Source organism: Prochlorococcus marinus str. MIT 0918 (assembly GCF_027359415.1).
Taxonomy (GTDB): Bacteria; Cyanobacteriota; Cyanobacteriia; order PCC-6307; family Cyanobiaceae; genus Prochlorococcus_E; species Prochlorococcus_E marinus_C.
In genome coordinates, this window is the sequence record NZ_CP114780.1 from 657,509 (window position 1) to 676,036 (window position 18,528).

The following is an 18,528-nucleotide window of genomic DNA, read 5'->3' on the forward strand; positions in this document are numbered from 1 at the left end:
TATTATTTAGATGAATTTTTCTCCTTTATAAAAATTGATTAAATAATAAGACCTTTAACTAAATTGAGCATAAAAACTCTAATAGCTGTAATGTTTGGCTAGATCTATACCTTCGGAACGTCAAAAATTATGCAGACCTATGGTAATCCAGACGTCACCTATGACTTTTGGGCTGGCAACTCTAGTGTTACCAATCGCTCTGGTCGATTCATTGCCTCGCATGCTGCGCATACAGGAATGATCGCTTTTGGGGCTGGCTCAAACACACTTTTTGAATTTTCTCGCTTTGACCCTTCTTTACCTATGGGTGATCAAGGCCTTGTATTCTTACCTCATTTAGCTTCAGTAGGTATTGGCTTCGACGAGGCTGGCGTTTGGACTGGTGCTGGCGTAGTGACAATTGCAATAGTTCACTTAATCCTTTCCATGGTTTATGGAGCTGGTGGGTTAATGCATGCGATTTATTTCCCTGATGACATGCAAAAAAGCACTATTGCACAAGCAAGAAAGTTTAAATTGGAATGGAACAACCCTGACAATCAAACCTTTATACTTGGTCACCATCTAATACTGTTTGGTGTAGCTTGTATCTGGTTTGTAGAATGGGCAAGGATTCATGGAATCTATGATCCTGCAGTAGGTGCAGTTAGACAGGTAAATTACAATCTTGATTTATCAATGATTTGGGAAAGACAGGTAAATTTCCTAAGAATTGACAGTCTTGAAGATGTTATGGGAGGTCATGCATTCTTAGCATTTGCAGAAATTACCGGTGGTGCATTTCATGTAATTGCTGGATCTACTAAATGGGAAAATAAGCGCCTAGGTAACTGGAGTAAATTCAAAGGCTCTGAGATTCTTTCTGCTGAAGCTATTCTTGCATTCTCTCTTGCAGGAATTGGCTGGATGGCAATAGTTGCAGCATTCTGGTGCGCCACAAATACAACTGTTTATCCAGTTGAATTTTATGGTGAACCTCTCAAGCAAGTTTTCCTAATTGCTCCTGCTTTTGTGGATTCAGTTGATTACAGTAATGGAATTGCTCCATTAGCCCATTCTGGACGCTGTTACACAGCAAATTTCCATTACATTGCGGGATTCTTTGCACTACAAGGCCACATTTGGCATGCTCTTCGAGCAATGGGATATAATTTCAAAGACCTAGGTGCGAAATTAAGAGTTGCTGCTAGCTAAAAGAACTAATTCAATAAGCACTTCAAAGCCTCGTTTATAACGAGGCTTTTTTATTTTCTATATGACAAAAGATAATTTTTTTTAACGCATCATATTGATTTATAAATAAGATTATTCTTCTATAATTAAACCTATCAATAAACTGAGATCTATAACTATTACTAGCTTAGATTAAATTTAAACTCTCAAGCTAAGCTATCAAGGCTTATCTCCCCATCGTCTTCCAATATCAAAGCCCCAAGTTTTAGCAAGTGAAACAACTTGTTCATGATTATCGCAAGAAGCAATTTCTTTTCTGCGTTCAGGGAAGGTATCCAAAGAAGCTATCAAATCATTCAATTGATTCACTTTTCCTATAAATTTACTCAACTCATCTTCCGACATAAACTTAAAAGCTAAAACACCTAGGAAATACTAAAAAGTAGTGCCAAATTTATTTCCACTTTGGCACTTCGCCATGATAGCCGAAGAAGCTATCTTGGAAAACCTTCAAGTCAATTTGCCCTAAAAACATGGTAATCTTTCCTTAAGGTTTTCTTAAGGTTGTTAGAGATGAATCAAATTGAAGGTTTTAGGAGCACGGTCATAATTTCTAAAAAAGATAGGCCTAGGCTTGCTTATGCATTGCAATCTGCTCTTCGTGAAATCTATCTCAGAGAAGACATAATTCAAGCCAATGCAAGCATCTACAGAAGTAAATTATTTAATTGATTCTTTAATATGTTTTGAATTTCTTTAATAATCTCAAGTTTAAATTATCAATTAACAAAGAAAATTCTTTTATAAGAAAGATTTAAAAGTTTATTAAATATTGATTATATAAAACTATTCTCAATATCTTTCTTTTTTGGTTTCATTCCAGTCAGATATTACACCATTTTTCTTTAAGGCAAACTCTCTTTCCTCTAAAACACTCCTTTCTATCCTCCAAATTCTATAAATACCATATCCTCCAAGACGCTCTGGGTTTAAATCTTTCCAATGAGAATAAGTACTAGTCTGTTTATCAATGACAAGAAGTACAGTATTAGATTTACTAGAGAAATGGGGTTTATTATTGTTCCATTTTTGCCTAATTTCTCTACGCAATCTTTCAGAAAGATTTACTAAAGCAACTCCATCATTAGATTCGAATGTTATTATTTTATTGGTATAGAAATGCAGGGAAGGTTTTCGAATACCAACCATAGCAATAGGTTCATCAAGGTTATTTAACAAAAGAACTTCTTTTGCCAATTCGCGTAAAGGTAATTGTCTTAACTTATCGCCAAGTTTCCACATAGGAAGCATAACAAAAACCTGAAAAAATATTAATGGAATCTGAATATAAATTATACTTTTATACTTTTGCTGAAATACGAGATATAAAGCTATAAAAGAAGCTATTAAAAACAATATAGCGGCCTTAATATGCAAATTACTTCCAAGAAGATCAACTGCAAAAGTAGGCATTTCAGGGTCATTTATTGAAAAGATCCACAACGAAGGCAGAGACAAAGAAATTGCCAAAATAAGCATTGATAATGCTGTTAATAAATACAATATTGATTGACTTCTATATCTTTGATAAATACTGGATGACGACAAAGCAATCATAATAGCAGCTGCAGGGGTTGCAGGTAGCCAATAACTAGGAAGCTTAGTAGCAGCAAGGGTGAATAATAGAAATACCGAGATAATCCAACTACCAACAAAGTTAATTAAAGAGTTTATTTTATTTGTTGAATAAGGAGAATTTGCTTTAAAAGAGTAATTAAAAAAATTAAATAAAGAAACTATAAGAAAAGGCGTAAATGGTAATGAACCTATAATCAACATAATCAAAAAAAACCACCAAGGCTGCGAATGACTGTTGACAACGCTTGTTAGTCTCTGGAAATTATGATATCCAAAAAAGCTATCCCAAAAAGGCTTTCCTTCAATTAATAGCTCAACAATATACCAAGGTATGCTTATCAATAAAGTAATTAATATGCCTTTAAAAGCTTTTATTCTTCTAAATAAATATAAATATTCTTTCTGTATTAAAGCAAAGAAAGACAATGTCATTGCCATTAAAACTAAAGCAACTGGACCTTTAGATAAAACAGCCAACCCCAATACAAACCATGAAGCCCACCAGTATTTATGGATAGGGTTTACATATGTTCTCCAAGTAAGTATCAAACTAATTCCTAATGTGCTGCAAAGAAGTGCATCACTAACAGCAATGCGACTCCAAATAATTACTAATGGAGAAAGAACAAAGGCAAGTGCAGCTATAACAGCCGTTTTCCTTGGATAAAGAATATTTTCTCCTGGCCATTTCATAAGAGTATCCCCAACCACAAGCATCAATAAGACTGTAGAAATCGCTGAAGGAAGTCTGGCCGCCCAAGAGCCCAAAGGGTCAAAAAAATTGTGCCCTGGCAATGAGTAAAAAAACCCCATCAACCAATAAACCAATGGTGGTTTATCAAATCGCGGTAATCCATTAACTCTCGGAGTTATCCAATTCCCCGTTTCACTCATTGCTCGACTAGCAGCCGCGAAAAGAGGAGGTGTTTCATCAATTAAACCAGTTGAACCGAGTTGCCAAAGACAAATCAAAACTCCAAGAAAAAGGATTAAAATCAGTCCTCTTCGATGTTGGCTGGGGGATAGAGCTTTTCTCAATTAAATTAAAACCATAATAATTAAAGAGTTCCTTATATATTTATTTCTCTAGAAATCCATGAAAAAATACGTTTACAAAAAGCCTGATAGGAAGCAGTTTCTACAGCCCAATCCCTACAATTAATCCTATTTATTTGATCTATTTTAGAAATAGATTGAGTAAGTTCATCAATGTCATCAGGAGTGGTAAGCCATCCAGTAATACCTGACTTTACGATTTCACTAGGTCCTCCTCTATCGTAAGCAACAACTGGTACTCCGCATGCCATCGCTTCCATAACAACATTTCCATATGCTTCATTCCATTTTGGAGTATTAATAAATGCTCTGCATGCCCCTAATTGATTCTGAAAAACTTCTGTATCCAAATACCCCCGCCACTCAATTGTTCCAGAAGGTACACTAGCTTCTATTTTTGAAGCATATTCCTTATCTTCTAAAAATCCCCAAACGACTAAGGTATCCTCTAAAGCAGCAGCTACTTGAACAGCATCCTCTAGACCCTTTTCAGGAGCAACTCTTCCAGCCCAACCTAAGGGCCCTTTATTATCTAATTTAAATTGATAGTTTTTAAGATCAAAACCGTTTCCTAATATTATAGGATCATCTTTTAATTCATAATCAGAGGCCTGACTATATGTATGAAAAGCCAATCTTGAATGATGGGTATTAGATAAATTATTTACTTCATTTTGCATAACTTTAGATACACCTCCCATACTGATTAAATGAAATATTTTTGTTTCTACAAGAGGCGTTATCCATAAAGGCAACCAGTCATAAGCAAGGTTTAAAATTGCATCTGCTTCTTTTGAAAGCTCAAGCGCCACATTTAAAAGTTTAGGCAGTACACCTTCTAATGGAATTACCATTGATGCATGAGAATCTTGATGTTGCCAGCTTGGTTGATCAATCCCTCCAACAGTAATAAGTTCAGCTCTTTCACAATCAAAAGGCAAAATAGATCCTTTAGGGGCAACCAAAGTGACTCTATGGCCCATATCTAAAAAACCCTTAACTATAGAAGTTAACGTTAATTCAACCCCACCTCCTCTTCCACTTCCTAAAAATCCAATAGGTGTACTAATTAAAATAAGTTTTAAAGATTTAACAATCATCCTGAAACACTACTCTTAACTAAATCATCTTTCCCTTTATTAATAGGATTCCACAACCTATTTCTCTGACTAACAAGAAAAACAGATAAAAGCACAAAAAACACTCCAATCCATTGCAGTGGCTCAAGCCTTTCCCCAAGCCAAATTCCACCAGATAAAAGTGCAAATACAGGCGTTAAGAATGCAAGTGTACTAAAACTTGTTATTTCTTTACTACTAGCAAATAAAAAAAACAATCCATAAGCTAGAGCACTGCCTAAGAAAGTGGAATATGCCATTAAAGTCCAATCTGATATAGACCATTCAGGTAATAAAGGCCAATTTTTATCAGCCAAATGCCAAAGACCTAATGGCAAACTACCAAAAACCATATGCCAGCCTGTAACTGCAACTGGATCACTCTCCTTACAGGTGAAACGTATCAAAATCGTTCCTAAAGCCATAGCCATAGCAGCACCAAGCATCCAACCCTCTCCATGGCTTAAAAAATTGACTTCTATAGCTGCATCTCCCATTAAAAACCAATTAACAAGTAATCCTGGGGAAATGCCTATGCAAAGAATTCCTCCAAGACCAAGTATTAAGCCAATCCATCCAATGGGATTAATTGCATTTCCAAAAATAGTCCTTGCAAGAAGAGCAACTATTAATGGCTGAGAATCAATAAAAACCGACCCCAAACCTGCACCAGTTTCAACCAAACCTCTTGCTAAGAAAAATTGAAATAAACTCCCATCGACAAATGTAAAGACAAGAAACCAACCCCAATCAATCCTTGCAATGACCAAAGATCTATTAAAGAAGTATGCTGCTAGAAGCACTACAAAGCCTGCAGGAAGAAGTCTTAAAGTAGCAACAACCTCAGGTCCACCTGAGTCAACCAAAGGAGCCATTGCAGCCATAGCTGACCCCCACAATGCAAAGGGTAAAACCATTAATAACCAATTAAACTTTTCAAACATGGACAAAGCTTGAGATCTTCTTTTTAATATCAAGTGGAGTATGAATTACTGAAATGATTTGGCCTTGGAAACGAAAATCCAAAAAACGGATGGCAAGAGTTGTAATTGATGGGCCTATTAATGGAAGCACTCGTAAACTTGTGCTTAAAGCATTAAAACAAATTGAAGATAGAGAATTTCCTGCTTTATTACTTCGCATTGATAGCCCAGGAGGAACTGTTGGGGATAGCCAAGAAATCCATTCAGCCCTTTTGAGACTTAGAGAAAAGGGATGCCATGTTGTAGCAAGTTTTGGAAACATATCTGCCTCTGGTGGAGTTTATGTTGGTGTTGCAGCAGAAAAAATCATTGCAAATCCAGGAACTATTACAGGATCAATTGGTGTCATTCTTCGAGGTAATAATCTTTCAAAATTACTAGAAAAAATTGGGATCCGATTCGAAACGGTTAAAAGCGGGGTGTTTAAAGATATTCTCGCACCTGATAGAGCTCTTACAACTGATGAGCGTGAGCTTCTGCAATCTCTTATAGATAGCAGTTATGATCAATTTGTTAAGGCTGTAGCCGAAGGGAGGAATCTAAATGAAGAAACTGTGAAAAGTTTCTCAGATGGTAGAGTTTTTACTGGAATACAGGCAAAAGAACTAGGTTTAGTGGATGATATTGGTGATGAAAATGATGCAAGACTTTTAGCAGCTCAACTTGCAGACCTTGATGACAAGATTAAACCAATAACTCTAGGGAAACCAAAAAAGAAACTTATGAATTTATTACCAGGTAGTCGAATATTTTCAAAATTAATGGATCTAATAGAAATGGAACTTTCAAGCAATGGACAAATTCTTTGGTTATTTAAACCATGATTTTACAACGTGCTTAAAACAATGAATTTAAAAGCAATAAGAGGAGCAACTACAACTTCAAATAACTCATCAAGTGCTATTCAAGCATCTGTAAAAGAATTAATTTCTGAGCTGGTTACTAGAAATAAACTTAATCCAACTCAAATTATCTCAGTAATCTTTTCTGTAACAAATGATCTAAATGCCTGTTTCCCTGCAGCTATAGCAAGGAAACAAGATGGATGGGAAGATGTTGCTTTAATTGATTGTCAACAAATGTTTGTCAAAGGTGATCTGCCTTATTGCATTAGAATTCTTGCTCATGTAAAACTTCCAGAAGAACAAATCCCGCAGCACCCTTATTTAGGCAAAGCAAGTATGCTAAGGCCAGATAGATCAATTTAGGGATGACACATGAAATGCCTTCCTGCTAATACAAATCTTCTTCAAAAATCAATCAAACTTCTAATTTTTTATCTGTCACAAACTCTTAAAAATGTTTAAAACCATCTCCAAAGTAATAATTACCTCCTCATTATTAATAGGAACATTTATAGGTATAGATTTTTTCAAACCTAATCCTTCTGCAGGAAACACAGGCTTAGATTTCATGTGGGACCCTGATCCAAGCTATATCAAGCTGAAGTATTTGCAGAGTTCTAAAGAAAAGAAAGACAGGTCTACGTACTATCTATTTCTTAGAGGGAGAGATCGCAAGACAGGGATTCTAAAACTATCTATTAAAGTTCCTGACTATTTTGATGCAAATATAAAAAGAGAAAAACTTTCATTCTGTCAAGCCAAAATAGGAGGGTTTAGTTCAAGAACAAAATGTGTGACTGATATTCCCGCTATTATAGAAATTAGTGACGATCAAACCTCTATTGAGATTTTTCCAGATCAACCTATTCCTGTAGACAAAAAGACTTATGCATTGAAAATGAAAATCTTTAATCCAAGAAGAGCTGGTATGTTTCAATTTCATGCATATGCCCAATCCCCTGGGGCTCTCCCAATCTCCAGTTATGTAGGGTCATGGAATATGTCTGTCGAGTGAACTGATAAATTAGTTAATCTACATAGAAAAAAACATGACTAAGAGAACTTTCGGTGGAACAAGTAGGAAAAGGAAACGTGTTTCCGGATTCCGGGTTCGGATGAGAAGCCATACAGGCAGAAGTGTTATTAGAAGCCGAAGAAAAAAAGGAAGGTCGCGTATTGCTGTTTAACAAATCAATAGGTTTTTTCAAAATCAGTTTTTAAAAATGGTTTTACCCAAAGAGATGAGATTGAGAGGTTATAAATGCTTTGATTACATTCATAAATCTGCTAAGAGATATAAAAGTTCCTCAATGATTCTCAAAGTAACAACTGCAAAACCAAATCTAATAGACACCTCTATTAACAATCCCATTCCAGTTTCTTGTAAATGCGCTATATCAATCAGCAATAAAGTAAGCAAAAAGGCTGTTGTAAGAAATAGATTAAGAAGACTATTCCATGATCACTTAAGGAAAAAACTCTTAAGGAAAAGTGAATTTGGCAACAATTGGGCTTTACTTAGTTTGACTCCTAATTGCCTAGAGGAAAGCCAAGAAAATTTGCTGAAAGAATGCGATAAATTATTTATGAAAGCTGGTTTAAAATCATGATTAACTCCTCAGAAAAAATTTTTTTCGAAGGAGCTCCTGCCAAAGAAGACCTTATTTTGAACATTCTTGCGGGTTTTACATTAATTGGTCTGCCATTTACTGTGGGCGCAATAGTGAGAGCAATGTGGCTACGTTTTAAAATTACCAATAAAAGAATCTCCGTCACAGGTGGTTGGCTTGGCAAAGATAAATCTCAGATTTCTTATAGCCAAATCAAAGAGGTCCGCTCTATTCCTAGAGGCTTAGGCACTTATGGCGATATGGTTTTAGTTATGAACGATAATGCAAGGCTAGAAATGCGTTCTATTCCAAAATTTAGAGAGGTAGAAGATTTTATTAAAAGTCAAATTAATCAAATAAGTTCAAGAAAATCTTCAGATGACGTAGTAGGGTTTTGAACTTCAATTAAATTAGCCAAATTATTAAGCTAATTTATTATCTTAATTAATATGGCATCAGCCTTTTTTGTCCTTTCTAACTGAACCATCGTGATCGGGTACCTTTCTGACAATCTTCTTATCCCGATTTTAGATTTCTTCTATGGATTAGTTCCTAGCTATGGATTAGCTATTGTTGCATTAACTATAGTTATTCGACTGGCACTCTTCCCTCTAAGTGCTGGTTCAATCAGAAGTGCCAGGAGAATGCGTATTGCTCAGCCTGTTATGCAAAAGCGTCAAGCTGATATCAAAAGCCGTTACGCAAATAACCCCCAAAAGCAGCAAGAAGAGCTAGGTAAACTTATGGGTGAATTCGGTAGCCCACTGGCTGGTTGCCTTCCTCTTCTCGTTCAAATGCCTATTCTCTTTGCCTTATTCGCAACATTGAGAGGATCACCATTTGCCGACGTACCTTATCTTGTTAATTTAAAAATTCTTCCACCAGAACAAGTAGCCACAATCGAGCCAAAGCCTTTCACAAGTCCAAGGCACTCTATTTTTATTACTGACAAAGATCATTTTCCAGTAATAGCTTCTTTACCAGGAGGTACGAAAATTGCAGCGGGAGACTCAGTAGATATAAAACTAGAAACTTTAACAGGGGAAAAATATAGCAATCTCATAAGTCGTTTTGATAATGGTACAAAGTTTTCTCCAACCTGGAAGGTCACAAAGGGTTCTGACATAGCTAGTGTTTCCTCAGATGGGAAAGTAACAGCAAGATACCCTGGTGATGCAACAGTTGAAGGGAGAATCCCTGGATTAGCAGCTAAGAGTGGATTCCTATTTATAAAAGCACTTGGCCAAGTAGGTTTTTATGTTGATGGCTCAATAAACTGGGACATAGCAATTCTTGTCGCTGGTTTTGGACTAACACTTGTAATCTCACAAGCATTATCTGGTCAAGGGATGCCTCCAAACCCTCAACAAGCTACTGCTCAAAAAATTACTCCAATAATGATTACTGGGATGTTCTTATTTTTTCCTTTACCTGCAGGAGTACTTTTATATATGGTTATAGCAAATATTTTCCAAGCTTTTCAAACATTTCTTCTCAGCAAAGAAGCTTTACCTGATAATCTTCAAAAAATCCTTAATGATCAATTAAATCAGCAAAATAAAGAAAAATTAACTCCCTCTCCAATAGTTGATTCAGATAGACTTCCTTTTGAACCCAAAAGCAATAAATAATATTAATTACGTCAGAATTAATGGATTATAAGAAGTTTAATTTATTTTACTTTTCATTAGTTTAAAAAAAAATGGAAAGCTGGAATAAACAATTTGATTTATTAATTAAATCAAGAACTCCATTAATTCTCTTAAGAAGCAGAGAAGAAGAGCGAGTTGAAACATTAATCCAAGAATCAACTAAGCGACTAAATCCAAAACGTTTAGCAACTTGGAATTATATAGATGGTCTAAAAGGAATTCTCAATTCAGAAGGCCATGCGGCAAGACAACCAATGGCAGTATTGGAATGGCTTCAAAAAGTAGATCCTTCTCTCCCAACAATACTACTAGCTAAAGATTTTCATCGTTTTTCAGAGGATGCTGGGATTTCTAGAATGCTTAAAAATTTATCTTCTGAATTAAGATCAAAAACCCACACGCTAATTATATGTGCTTATGACTGGATACCTCCAGTTGATTTAAATGACTCTCTAACTATTCTTGATCTTCCATTACCCCAAGAAAATGAATTAAGAATTTTACTTACTAACATTGCTGAAGCGAGCGATTCAAATCTAAGTAAAGAAAGTCTTGAAGAGTTAACCCATGCATGTAGTGGTTTAAGTGAAATAAGGGTACGTCAAGTCGCAGCAAGAGCTCTTGCTCAAAGAGGGAAATTAAGCAATTCAGACCTTGAAGAAGTTCTTGAAGAAAAGCGCCAAGCTGTTGCTAGAAGTGAAGTGCTTGAATACTTCGAAACAAAAGCTAGTCCTTCTGATATAGGAGGACTAGATGCTCTCAAGATTTGGCTAGATCAACGCCATGAAGCTTTTTCAGATGAAGCAAGAGAATTTGGCTTGCCATTACCTAGAGGAGTCTTATTAATTGGACCTCAAGGTACAGGAAAATCTTTAACCGCAAAGGCAATAGCTCATAGTTGGTCAATGCCACTTCTTCGTCTTGATGTAGGAAGACTTTTCGCTGGACTAGTAGGAGCTAGTGAAGCAAAAACCAGAGAAACAATTCAATATGCCGAATCAATGGCACCTTGTGTCTTATGGATAGATGAAATTGATAAAGGTTTTGGTGGAGATGCAAGAAGTGATGGTGGTACTAGTCAGAGGGTTTTAGCAAATGTTCTGACATGGATGGCAGAAAAAACCTCAGCAGTCTTTGTAGTTGCTACTGCAAATGGGGTTGACAGAATGCCAGGAGAACTTCTTAGGAAAGGACGCTTCGATGAAATCTTTTTACTTGATCTTCCTAGCCAACTTGAACGTCACAAAATCCTAGAGTTACATATAAACCAACGACGTCCTAATTTAAATATTCCTATTCAAACAGTAGTTGATAGAACTGAAGGTTTTTCAGGGGCAGAGCTTGAACAAACAGTAATTGAAGGTATGCATCATGCTTTCTCAGAAAAAAGAGAATTATTAGAAACAGATTTAATACTTGCATCTTCACAACTTATTCCACTATCAAAAACTGCAAAGGAACAACTCGATTTTCTTAAAGACTGGGCTTCATCAGGTAGAGCAAGACCTGCATCACTTAAAATTAATTAGAAAAAGTGTTAAATCAAAAACAAGTCAGAAATAACCCTGCACTTATTGCAAAAGGATTAAAACGTCGAGGATTAGACGTTGATTTAACTTCTTTGCAGATTGATAGTGATAATCTCAAAGATTTAGAACAAGAACGCAACAATTTACAAGCAAAAGGAAACGCAATAGGAAAAGAAGTAGGACTAAAAATACAAAGTGGTATTTCTCCTAAATCTGATGAAATTAATCTTTTACGTAATAAAGGAAATGAAATTAAAAAACAAGTAAATACCTTGGAGGAAAAAGAAAAAGCTCTTGCAAACTCAATATCAGAAAAAGTTCTTCATTTACCAAATATACCTCATAAAGATTGCCCTGAAGGTAAAGATGAAAAAGATAATATTCAAATACGTTATTGGGGAAATCCTTTAAAAGGTTCAAATTACAAAGAACACTGGCAAATAGCCGAAGAGCTTGGTCTTCTTGATACTGAGAAATCAGTTCGAATTGCAAAAAGTAGGTTTGTCACTCTATTTAATCAAGGTGCTCGATTAGAGAGATCTCTTATTAATTTCATGCTTGATTTTCACGCTTCAAATGGTTATACGGAAGTTTTGCCACCAATTTTAGTTAATAGTGCAAGTCTTCAAGGGTCAGGGCAACTTCCAAAATTTGCAGAAGAAAGTTTTCGTTGTTCAGAAGATGACTTATGGCTTACTCCTACGGCCGAAGTGCCTTTGAATTCTCTTCATAGAAATGAAATTATTCCACAAGAAAAACTACCTATAAAATATGCTGCATATAGCCCTTGCTTTAGAAGAGAAGCAGGAAGCTATGGCAGAGACACTAGAGGACTAATAAGACTTCATCAATTCAATAAAGTTGAGCTTTTTTGGTTTGTTCACCCAGAGAATTCAAATGAAGCCCACAACCAAATAACATCTGATGCAGAAGCTATTCTTAAAGAATTAGAGTTGCCTTATAGAGTTTCCGAATTATGCACAGGAGATCTTGGGTTTTCTGCATCTAGAACTTATGATTTAGAAGTTTGGCTTCCTGGTGCAAATTCATATAGAGAAATTTCAAGCTCTAGCAACTGTGATGAGTTTCAAGCTAGAAGATCATCGATTCGAACAAAGGAAAATAAAAAAACTCTATTAGTCCATACTCTTAACGCTAGTGGGCTTGCAATTGGAAGAACAATGGCAGCATTATTAGAAAATGGTCAGCAACCCGATGGAACAGTTATTCTCCCAAAGGCCCTTGTGCCATATTTTGGCGAGAATAAACTAAGACCTCAGAGAAATTAAAAAATATGCATTTATTAGCTTCTATTACTGTTCTGGCACTATTAATTTTTTTTCACGAGACTGGACATTTTCTTGCTGCAAAATTGCAAGGAATTAAGGTCAGTGGTTTTTCAATAGGTTTCGGACCTGCTCTTATTAAAAAACAATTTCAAGGAGTGACTTATTCAATCAGAGCTTTACCATTAGGCGGTTTTGTCTCTTTTCCAGATGATGATCAAGAAAACGAAGATTTTTGTAAAGACGATCCTGATTTACTTTCCAATAGACCTATCTTTCAAAGATTATTGGTTATTTCTGCTGGAGTAATTGCAAATTTATTGATTGCATGGGTTGTTTTATTTGGACAGGCAACCTTTATAGGTCTTCCAAGTCAGGCAGAACCAGGAGTCTTAATTTTAGATGTTCAACAAAGCCAAGCTGCTTCCCTCTCTGGGCTGTCGCCAGGGGACAAGATTTTAAGCATTAATGGTGTCAACTTAGGGACAGGACAAAAGGCAGTAGAATTTCTAGTTAACCAAATAAAAAGCTCTCCAGGCCAAATAATTTCTTTAGAAAAAAGTAAAAATGGATACAAAGAAACAATAAAACTTACCCCTACTGAATACGCAGGAATTGGCAAGATAGGGGCACAATTACAACCAAATATAGATAGCGTACTTATTCCAGCAGAAAACTTTAAAGAATCAATTAATTATACTAATGAAAAATTTTCTACTTTATTAATAAAAACAATCGAAGGTTATCAAAGTCTTTTTACAAATTTCAGTTCAACATCCAAACAGCTAAGTGGTCCTGTCAAAATAATTGAATTAGGAGCTCAACTTTCTGGGAAAGGACCTTCAGGGTTAATTCTATTTTCAGCTTTAATCTCAATTAATCTAGCAGTATTAAATGCTTTACCATTCCCTTTACTGGATGGAGGACAATTCACACTAACGATTATTGAAGCTGTTCGAGGAAAACCAATACCAGAAAAAATACAACTAATTTTTATGCAATCAGGTTTTGTGCTTTTAGTTGGCCTAAGCGTTTTGCTTATTATCAGAGATACTAGTCAATTAGAAATATTTCAGCAATTCACCAAGCACTAATCAAAAAATCAATGGTGAGAGAGTAATATCATAGGAATACAAAACAGAAAATTTTAATGGCAAAGAAATCTATGATTGCGCGGGATGTAAAGCGTAAAAAAATTGTTGAGCGCTATGCAGCAAAACGAAAAAATTTATTAGATCAGTTCAAAGCTGCTAAAGATCCTATGGCAAGATTGGAAATCCATAGAAAGATTCAAGCTCTCCCAAGAGATAGTGCACCAAATCGCATGAGGAATCGCTGCTGGGCTACTGGCAAACCTAGAGGTGTATATCGTGATTTTGGTCTTTGTCGCAATCAACTTAGAGAAAGAGCACATAAAGGAGAACTCCCTGGGGTTGTTAAATCAAGCTGGTAAATAGGGAAATCAAGAATTTTCTGTGCATCAATACAAAGATTAAGTTCTGCCAACACTTCAGTCCTGTAAATGGTTTAAAGCAAAAAGCAACTAATTATTTTAGATTGTATAAACAAACTAATTCCGTTGAAATAATCACTAAAGTGCCTATCTAATGCAAGAATAGACTCAGATAATTAAAGACATAAGCAAACGTGCAAGGTCAGACAACGTCGGTCTCTTTCGATGGTCGAGAAATACGGCTAACTACAGGGAGATATGCACCACAAGCTGGTGGTTCAGTAATGATCGAATGCGGTGATACTGCCGTACTAGTCACTGCAACTCAGGGTCAAGGGAGAGAAGGAGCTGACTTCCTGCCTCTTAGTTGCGACTATGAAGAAAGGCTTTATGCCGCTGGAAGAATTCCTGGTAGCTTCATGAGAAGAGAAGGAAGGCCACCAGAAAGAGCAACCTTAATTTCCAGACTTATAGATCGTCCTTTAAGGCCATTATTCCCTCATTGGATGCGAGATGAAATTCAAGTAGTAGCAACTTGTTTATCTTTAGATGAAAGAGTACCAGCAGATGTACTGGCAGTAACTGGTTCATCCATGGCAACTTTGCTTGCAGGCATACCTTTTTATGGGCCAATGGCAGCAGTTAGAGTTGGTCTATTAGGGGATGACTTTGTACTTAATCCAAGTTTTAGAGAGATTGAACGTGGTGATCTAGATCTAGTTGTTGCAGGGACCCCTGATGGCGTAGTGATGGTTGAAGCAGGAGCTAATCAACTTTCAGAACAAGATGTAATTGAAGCTATAGATTTTGGATATGAAGCAGTAAATGAACTTATCAAAGCACAACAATCTATTTTAAAAGAATCAGGTAAAAAGCAAATAAAGCCCGAAAAACAAGAACTTGATGAGACTGTTCCAACTTATGTAGAAAAAAATTGCACAAAAGGAATTAGTTCTCTTCTTAAAGAATTCGAATTATCTAAAGAAGAACGTGACATAAAACTGGAAGAAATAAAATCCAGCTGTTCAGAAAAAATAGATGCTCTAAAAGAAGACAACGCTGTCAAAAAATCAATTACAGCAAATTCAAAATTACTTGGAACAAGCTTCAAAGCTCTCACAAAGAAACTTATGAGAGATCAAATTATAAAAGATGACAAACGTGTTGATGGTAGAGCTCTTGATGAAGTGAGAGAAATTTCAGCTGAAGCAGGTGTTTTACCAAAAAGAGTACATGGTTCTGGACTCTTTCAAAGAGGTTTAACTCAAGTTCTCTCATCTGCAACATTAGGTACACCTAGTGATGCCCAAGAAATGGATGATCTCAACCCTAGTACTGATAAAACTTATATTCATCACTACAACTTCCCTCCTTATTCAGTAGGCGAGACAAGGCCTATGAGAACACCAGGTCGCCGCGAAGTTGGTCATGGAGCACTTGCCGAAAGAGCTTTAATTCCTGTTTTACCTCCAAAAGAATCATTCCCATACGTTTTAAGGGTTGTAAGTGAAGTATTGAGTTCAAATGGTTCAACATCAATGGGTTCTGTTTGTGGCAGTACCATTGCACTACTCGATGCAGGAGTTCCTCTTAAAGCTCCTGTAAGCGGAGCTGCTATGGGGCTTATTAAAGAAGGTGATGAAGTCAAAATACTTACAGATATTCAAGGGATTGAAGACTTCTTAGGAGACATGGATTTCAAAGTTGCAGGTACGGAAAAAGGTATTACTGCGCTTCAAATGGATATGAAGATATCTGGTTTGCCAATAAAAATCATTGGTGATGCAATCAACCAAGCTAAGCCAGCAAGGACTCATATACTTGAAAAAATGGTTGAAGCAATTGACAAGCCTAGAGAGACTCTATCCCCTCATGCACCAAGGCTTCTTAGTTTCAGAATAGATCCAGAGCTCATAGGTACAGTAATTGGACCAGGGGGTAGAACAATTAAAGGAATCACCGAAAGAACAAATACTAAAATTGATATTGAAGACGGTGGAATAGTAACTATTGCTTCTCATGATGGTGTCGCCGCAGAAGAAGCTCAGAAGATTATAGAAGGACTTACCAGAAAAGTGCATGAAGGAGAAGTATTTACAGGCTCTATAACCCGCATTATTCCTATAGGAGCTTTTGTGGAAATTCTCCCAGGCAAGGAAGGCATGATACACATTTCCCAATTATCAGAAGCAAGAGTTGAAAAAGTTGAAGACGTAGTAAAAGTAGGAGATGAAGTAACTGTGCGAGTTAGAGAAATAGATAATCGAGGCAGAATTAATCTCACATTGAGAGGTATTCCTCAAAATGGTGATATGCAGTATTATCCTCAACCAACACCAACCCCTGTAGCCCCTTTAATGTAAAAATATTCAATTAAACTTGATTAGAAGCTTCAATTACTAATAATTCCCTTGAAATTTCATGGCACAGTAAATCATGGCATTTCCCATGACTAGCTACTAAACATCCCCACTGATTAATATCTCCATTGTTATAACAAATACTTGTTTTATTTAAGTAGGTAAAATGACCTCCAGCAGCTCTGAGAATTACTTCAGGGGCAGCAATATCCCAATCCTTTGGAGCAGTTTTTCCTGATAAAGATATATAAAAGTCAGCCTCACCTTTTAAAATCTTAGAAATCTTACACCCAACACTTCCTACGAGATTCTTCTGAGAATAAGGAATAGAGTCTAATAACTTTTCAAACTTCTCATCTCTATGACTTCTACTAGCAACAAGAATCATTTCACTAATTGTTTTTCTATTACTAAAATTAGTTTTTCTTTTATTCATTAAACGGTTTTCACACCAAGTTCCTATGCCTATTATTCCAATCCAAAGTTCTTCTAACTCAGGAATTAAAACTACACCCAAAACAGGCTCATTGCGATTAAGCAAAGCCAAATGAACTGCATATTCCCCAGTTCCAAGAAGAAAGTCTTTTGTTCCATCTAAAGGATCCAAAACCCACAACCACTCATCTTTGACAGAATCATCTTTTAGAGGACTACTCTTAGCAGTTTCTTCACTTATTAAAGACCAGGAAATTAATGGAAAATGTGCCTTCAAACCATCAAGCAACCAACTATTAACAGCTAAATCTGCTGCAGAAACTGGTCCGTCTCCACTATCTTTAACATTAAGAACATGAGGGAATCCGAATGGTGGCTTTTCTCCTCTTGAATATGCCAGCAAAATATCTGAAGCACCCCAAGACAACAGCCTAAGTTTCTCTAATAGATCTTCCAATACAACACCTTCAGGAAGTTCTAACTCTTTATTCATGATGGAACTAGAAACAGATGACATTGCGGCAGGAGAATTAGAACCAAGTTCTGGCGCTCTTTATGTAATTGGAACTCCAATAGGTAATCTTGGAGATCTATCTCCCAGAGCAAAGTATATTCTTTCTAAAGTAACAATCATTGCATGTGAAGACACGAGACATAGTGGACAACTTCTTAAACACTTTAAGATCAAAGCTAAACTAATAAGCTTTCACAAACACAATACATTTTCAAGAATTCCAAAATTAATGCAAGCTTTAAGTGAAGGCAAAAGTATTGCCCTAATAAGTGATGCTGGTCTTCCTGGAATTAATGACCCAGGAGAAGAGTTAGTTGCAAAAGCAAAAGACAATCAATTTAATGTTATTTGTATTCCTGGGCCATGTGCAGCCATAACAGCACTTGTAAGCAGTGGCTTGCCTTCAAGCAGATTTTGCTTCGAAGGCTTTTTGCCTTCAAAACCTAAAGATAGAAAGTCAATTCTTAAGCTCATTGCAAAAGAAAAAAGAACAATCATTATTTACGAATCACCTCATAGGTTATTAAAACTACTAAAAGAATTATCTGACCATTGTGGCAAGAATAGGCCTTTGCAAGTTGCAAGAGAGCTGACTAAAAAGCATGAAGAATTTATTGGCCCTACAATTAACTCTGTCATCAAACATTTCTTAATTACTAAGCCTAAAGGTGAATTTACCCTTATTTTAGGAGGGCTATGCTCAATAATTAAGGCAGAGACAACGAAAGAAGATTTGCTTAAAACAATAAAACAGCTTTTAAGCCAAGGGAAAAGCTCTAATGATATTGCAAAAGAATTATCTCTAAAAAAAGGGGTTTCAAAGAACTTTCTCTATTCATTAATTCTTCAGAGCAAAAAGCAAACAAGTATTTAATA

At 36.1% G+C, this 18,528-nt stretch carries 20 protein-coding genes; 15 read left to right on the top strand and 5 right to left on the bottom strand.

Annotated elements, in window-relative coordinates; genetic code table 11:
- Nucleotides 1–129: 129 nt before the first annotated feature.
- The gene (locus O5636_RS03535) at nucleotides 130–1,194 is read left to right on the top strand and encodes a chlorophyll a/b binding light-harvesting protein (RefSeq protein WP_269623243.1); all 1,065 of its coding nucleotides are present in this window, start codon (nucleotides 130–132) and stop codon (nucleotides 1,192–1,194) included.
- 198 nt (nucleotides 1,195–1,392) lie between these two features.
- Here O5636_RS03535 and O5636_RS03540 read toward each other — a convergent pair whose 3' ends face one another.
- The gene (locus O5636_RS03540) at nucleotides 1,393–1,578 is read right to left on the bottom strand and encodes a Nif11 family protein (protein WP_269623244.1); all 186 of its coding nucleotides are present in this window, start codon (nucleotides 1,576–1,578) and stop codon (nucleotides 1,393–1,395) included.
- A gap of 168 nt (nucleotides 1,579–1,746) precedes the next feature.
- Between O5636_RS03540 and O5636_RS03545 the strand changes: the two genes are divergently transcribed.
- Complete coding sequence (locus tag O5636_RS03545) at nucleotides 1,747–1,905, top strand: hypothetical protein (RefSeq protein WP_269623245.1); 159 nt, start codon at nucleotides 1,747–1,749, stop codon at nucleotides 1,903–1,905.
- Nucleotides 1,906–2,025: 120 nt separating this feature from the next.
- Here O5636_RS03545 and O5636_RS03550 read toward each other — a convergent pair whose 3' ends face one another.
- The 3 genes from O5636_RS03550 to O5636_RS03560 are packed head-to-tail and all read right to left on the bottom strand — an operon-like array spanning nucleotide 2,026 to nucleotide 5,929.
- The gene (locus tag O5636_RS03550; protein ID WP_269623246.1) at nucleotides 2,026–3,849 is read right to left on the bottom strand and encodes an ArnT family glycosyltransferase; all 1,824 of its coding nucleotides are present in this window, start codon (nucleotides 3,847–3,849) and stop codon (nucleotides 2,026–2,028) included.
- A gap of 32 nt (nucleotides 3,850–3,881) precedes the next feature.
- Complete coding sequence (locus O5636_RS03555; RefSeq protein WP_269623247.1) at nucleotides 3,882–4,967, bottom strand: glycosyltransferase family 4 protein; 1,086 nt, start codon at nucleotides 4,965–4,967, stop codon at nucleotides 3,882–3,884.
- A complete protein-coding gene (locus O5636_RS03560; RefSeq protein WP_269623248.1) occupies nucleotides 4,964–5,929 on the bottom strand; it encodes a DMT family transporter in 966 nt (321 codons plus the stop codon). Before O5636_RS03560 ends, O5636_RS03555 begins: the two co-directional genes overlap by 4 nt.
- Before the next feature lie 53 nt (nucleotides 5,930–5,982).
- Here O5636_RS03560 and sppA point away from each other — a divergent pair, with 53 nt between their 5' ends.
- From sppA to O5636_RS03620, 12 genes are all read left to right on the top strand, one after another.
- Nucleotides 5,983–6,792, top strand: a complete 810-nt coding sequence (gene sppA / locus O5636_RS03565) for a signal peptide peptidase SppA (protein ID WP_269623249.1) — start codon at nucleotides 5,983–5,985, stop codon at nucleotides 6,790–6,792.
- A 21-nt stretch (nucleotides 6,793–6,813) separates the two neighbouring features.
- Nucleotides 6,814–7,176: a chorismate mutase gene (aroH, locus tag O5636_RS03570; protein ID WP_269623250.1), complete on the top strand. Its 363-nt coding sequence runs from the start codon at nucleotides 6,814–6,816 to the stop codon at nucleotides 7,174–7,176.
- A gap of 91 nt (nucleotides 7,177–7,267) precedes the next feature.
- Nucleotides 7,268–7,828 (top strand): DUF2808 domain-containing protein, encoded by a 561-nt coding sequence (locus tag O5636_RS03575; RefSeq protein WP_269623251.1) that lies wholly within the window; start codon nucleotides 7,268–7,270, stop codon nucleotides 7,826–7,828.
- Between the two features lie 34 nt (nucleotides 7,829–7,862).
- Nucleotides 7,863–8,000, top strand: a complete 138-nt coding sequence (rpmH, locus tag O5636_RS03580; protein WP_269623252.1) for a 50S ribosomal protein L34 — start codon at nucleotides 7,863–7,865, stop codon at nucleotides 7,998–8,000.
- Between the two features lie 36 nt (nucleotides 8,001–8,036).
- Entirely contained in the window at nucleotides 8,037–8,423 is a 387-nt protein-coding gene (locus O5636_RS03585) for a ribonuclease P protein component (protein WP_269623253.1), read from the top strand.
- Complete coding sequence (locus O5636_RS03590) at nucleotides 8,420–8,821, top strand: PH domain-containing protein (RefSeq protein ID WP_269623254.1); 402 nt, start codon at nucleotides 8,420–8,422, stop codon at nucleotides 8,819–8,821. The genes O5636_RS03585 and O5636_RS03590 overlap by 4 nt, the downstream gene beginning before the upstream one ends.
- A 90-nt stretch (nucleotides 8,822–8,911) precedes the next feature.
- Nucleotides 8,912–10,054 carry a membrane protein insertase YidC gene (yidC, locus tag O5636_RS03595; RefSeq protein ID WP_269623255.1) on the top strand — a complete coding sequence of 381 codons (1,143 nt, stop codon included), beginning with the start codon at nucleotides 8,912–8,914 and terminating at the stop codon, nucleotides 10,052–10,054.
- A gap of 71 nt (nucleotides 10,055–10,125) precedes the next feature.
- Complete coding sequence (locus tag O5636_RS03600; RefSeq protein ID WP_269623256.1) at nucleotides 10,126–11,604, top strand: AAA family ATPase; 1,479 nt, start codon at nucleotides 10,126–10,128, stop codon at nucleotides 11,602–11,604.
- 5 nt (nucleotides 11,605–11,609) lie between these two features.
- Nucleotides 11,610–12,893 carry a serine--tRNA ligase gene (serS, locus tag O5636_RS03605; protein ID WP_269623257.1) on the top strand — a complete coding sequence of 428 codons (1,284 nt, stop codon included), beginning with the start codon at nucleotides 11,610–11,612 and terminating at the stop codon, nucleotides 12,891–12,893.
- Between the two features lie 5 nt (nucleotides 12,894–12,898).
- On the top strand, nucleotides 12,899–13,984 hold the full coding sequence (gene rseP, locus O5636_RS03610) for an RIP metalloprotease RseP (RefSeq protein ID WP_269623258.1): 1,086 nt from the start codon (nucleotides 12,899–12,901) through the stop codon (nucleotides 13,982–13,984).
- 56 nt (nucleotides 13,985–14,040) lie between these two features.
- On the top strand, nucleotides 14,041–14,343 hold the full coding sequence (gene rpsN, locus O5636_RS03615; RefSeq protein WP_269623259.1) for a 30S ribosomal protein S14: 303 nt from the start codon (nucleotides 14,041–14,043) through the stop codon (nucleotides 14,341–14,343).
- Nucleotides 14,344–14,537: 194 nt separating this feature from the next.
- On the top strand, nucleotides 14,538–16,706 hold the full coding sequence (locus O5636_RS03620) for a polyribonucleotide nucleotidyltransferase (protein ID WP_269623260.1): 2,169 nt from the start codon (nucleotides 14,538–14,540) through the stop codon (nucleotides 16,704–16,706).
- 10 nt (nucleotides 16,707–16,716) lie between these two features.
- Here the strand turns inward: O5636_RS03620 and O5636_RS03625 are convergent, their stop codons facing one another.
- A complete protein-coding gene (locus O5636_RS03625; RefSeq protein ID WP_420063783.1) occupies nucleotides 16,717–17,634 on the bottom strand; it encodes a 3'(2'),5'-bisphosphate nucleotidase CysQ in 918 nt (305 codons plus the stop codon).
- On the opposite strand from O5636_RS03625, the gene rsmI reads away from it, so the two are divergent.
- Nucleotides 17,630–18,526 carry a 16S rRNA (cytidine(1402)-2'-O)-methyltransferase gene (rsmI, locus tag O5636_RS03630; RefSeq protein WP_332299714.1) on the top strand — a complete coding sequence of 299 codons (897 nt, stop codon included), beginning with the start codon at nucleotides 17,630–17,632 and terminating at the stop codon, nucleotides 18,524–18,526. The two genes, O5636_RS03625 and rsmI, sit on opposite strands and share 5 nt — an antisense overlap.
- Nucleotides 18,527–18,528 lie beyond the last annotated feature (2 nt).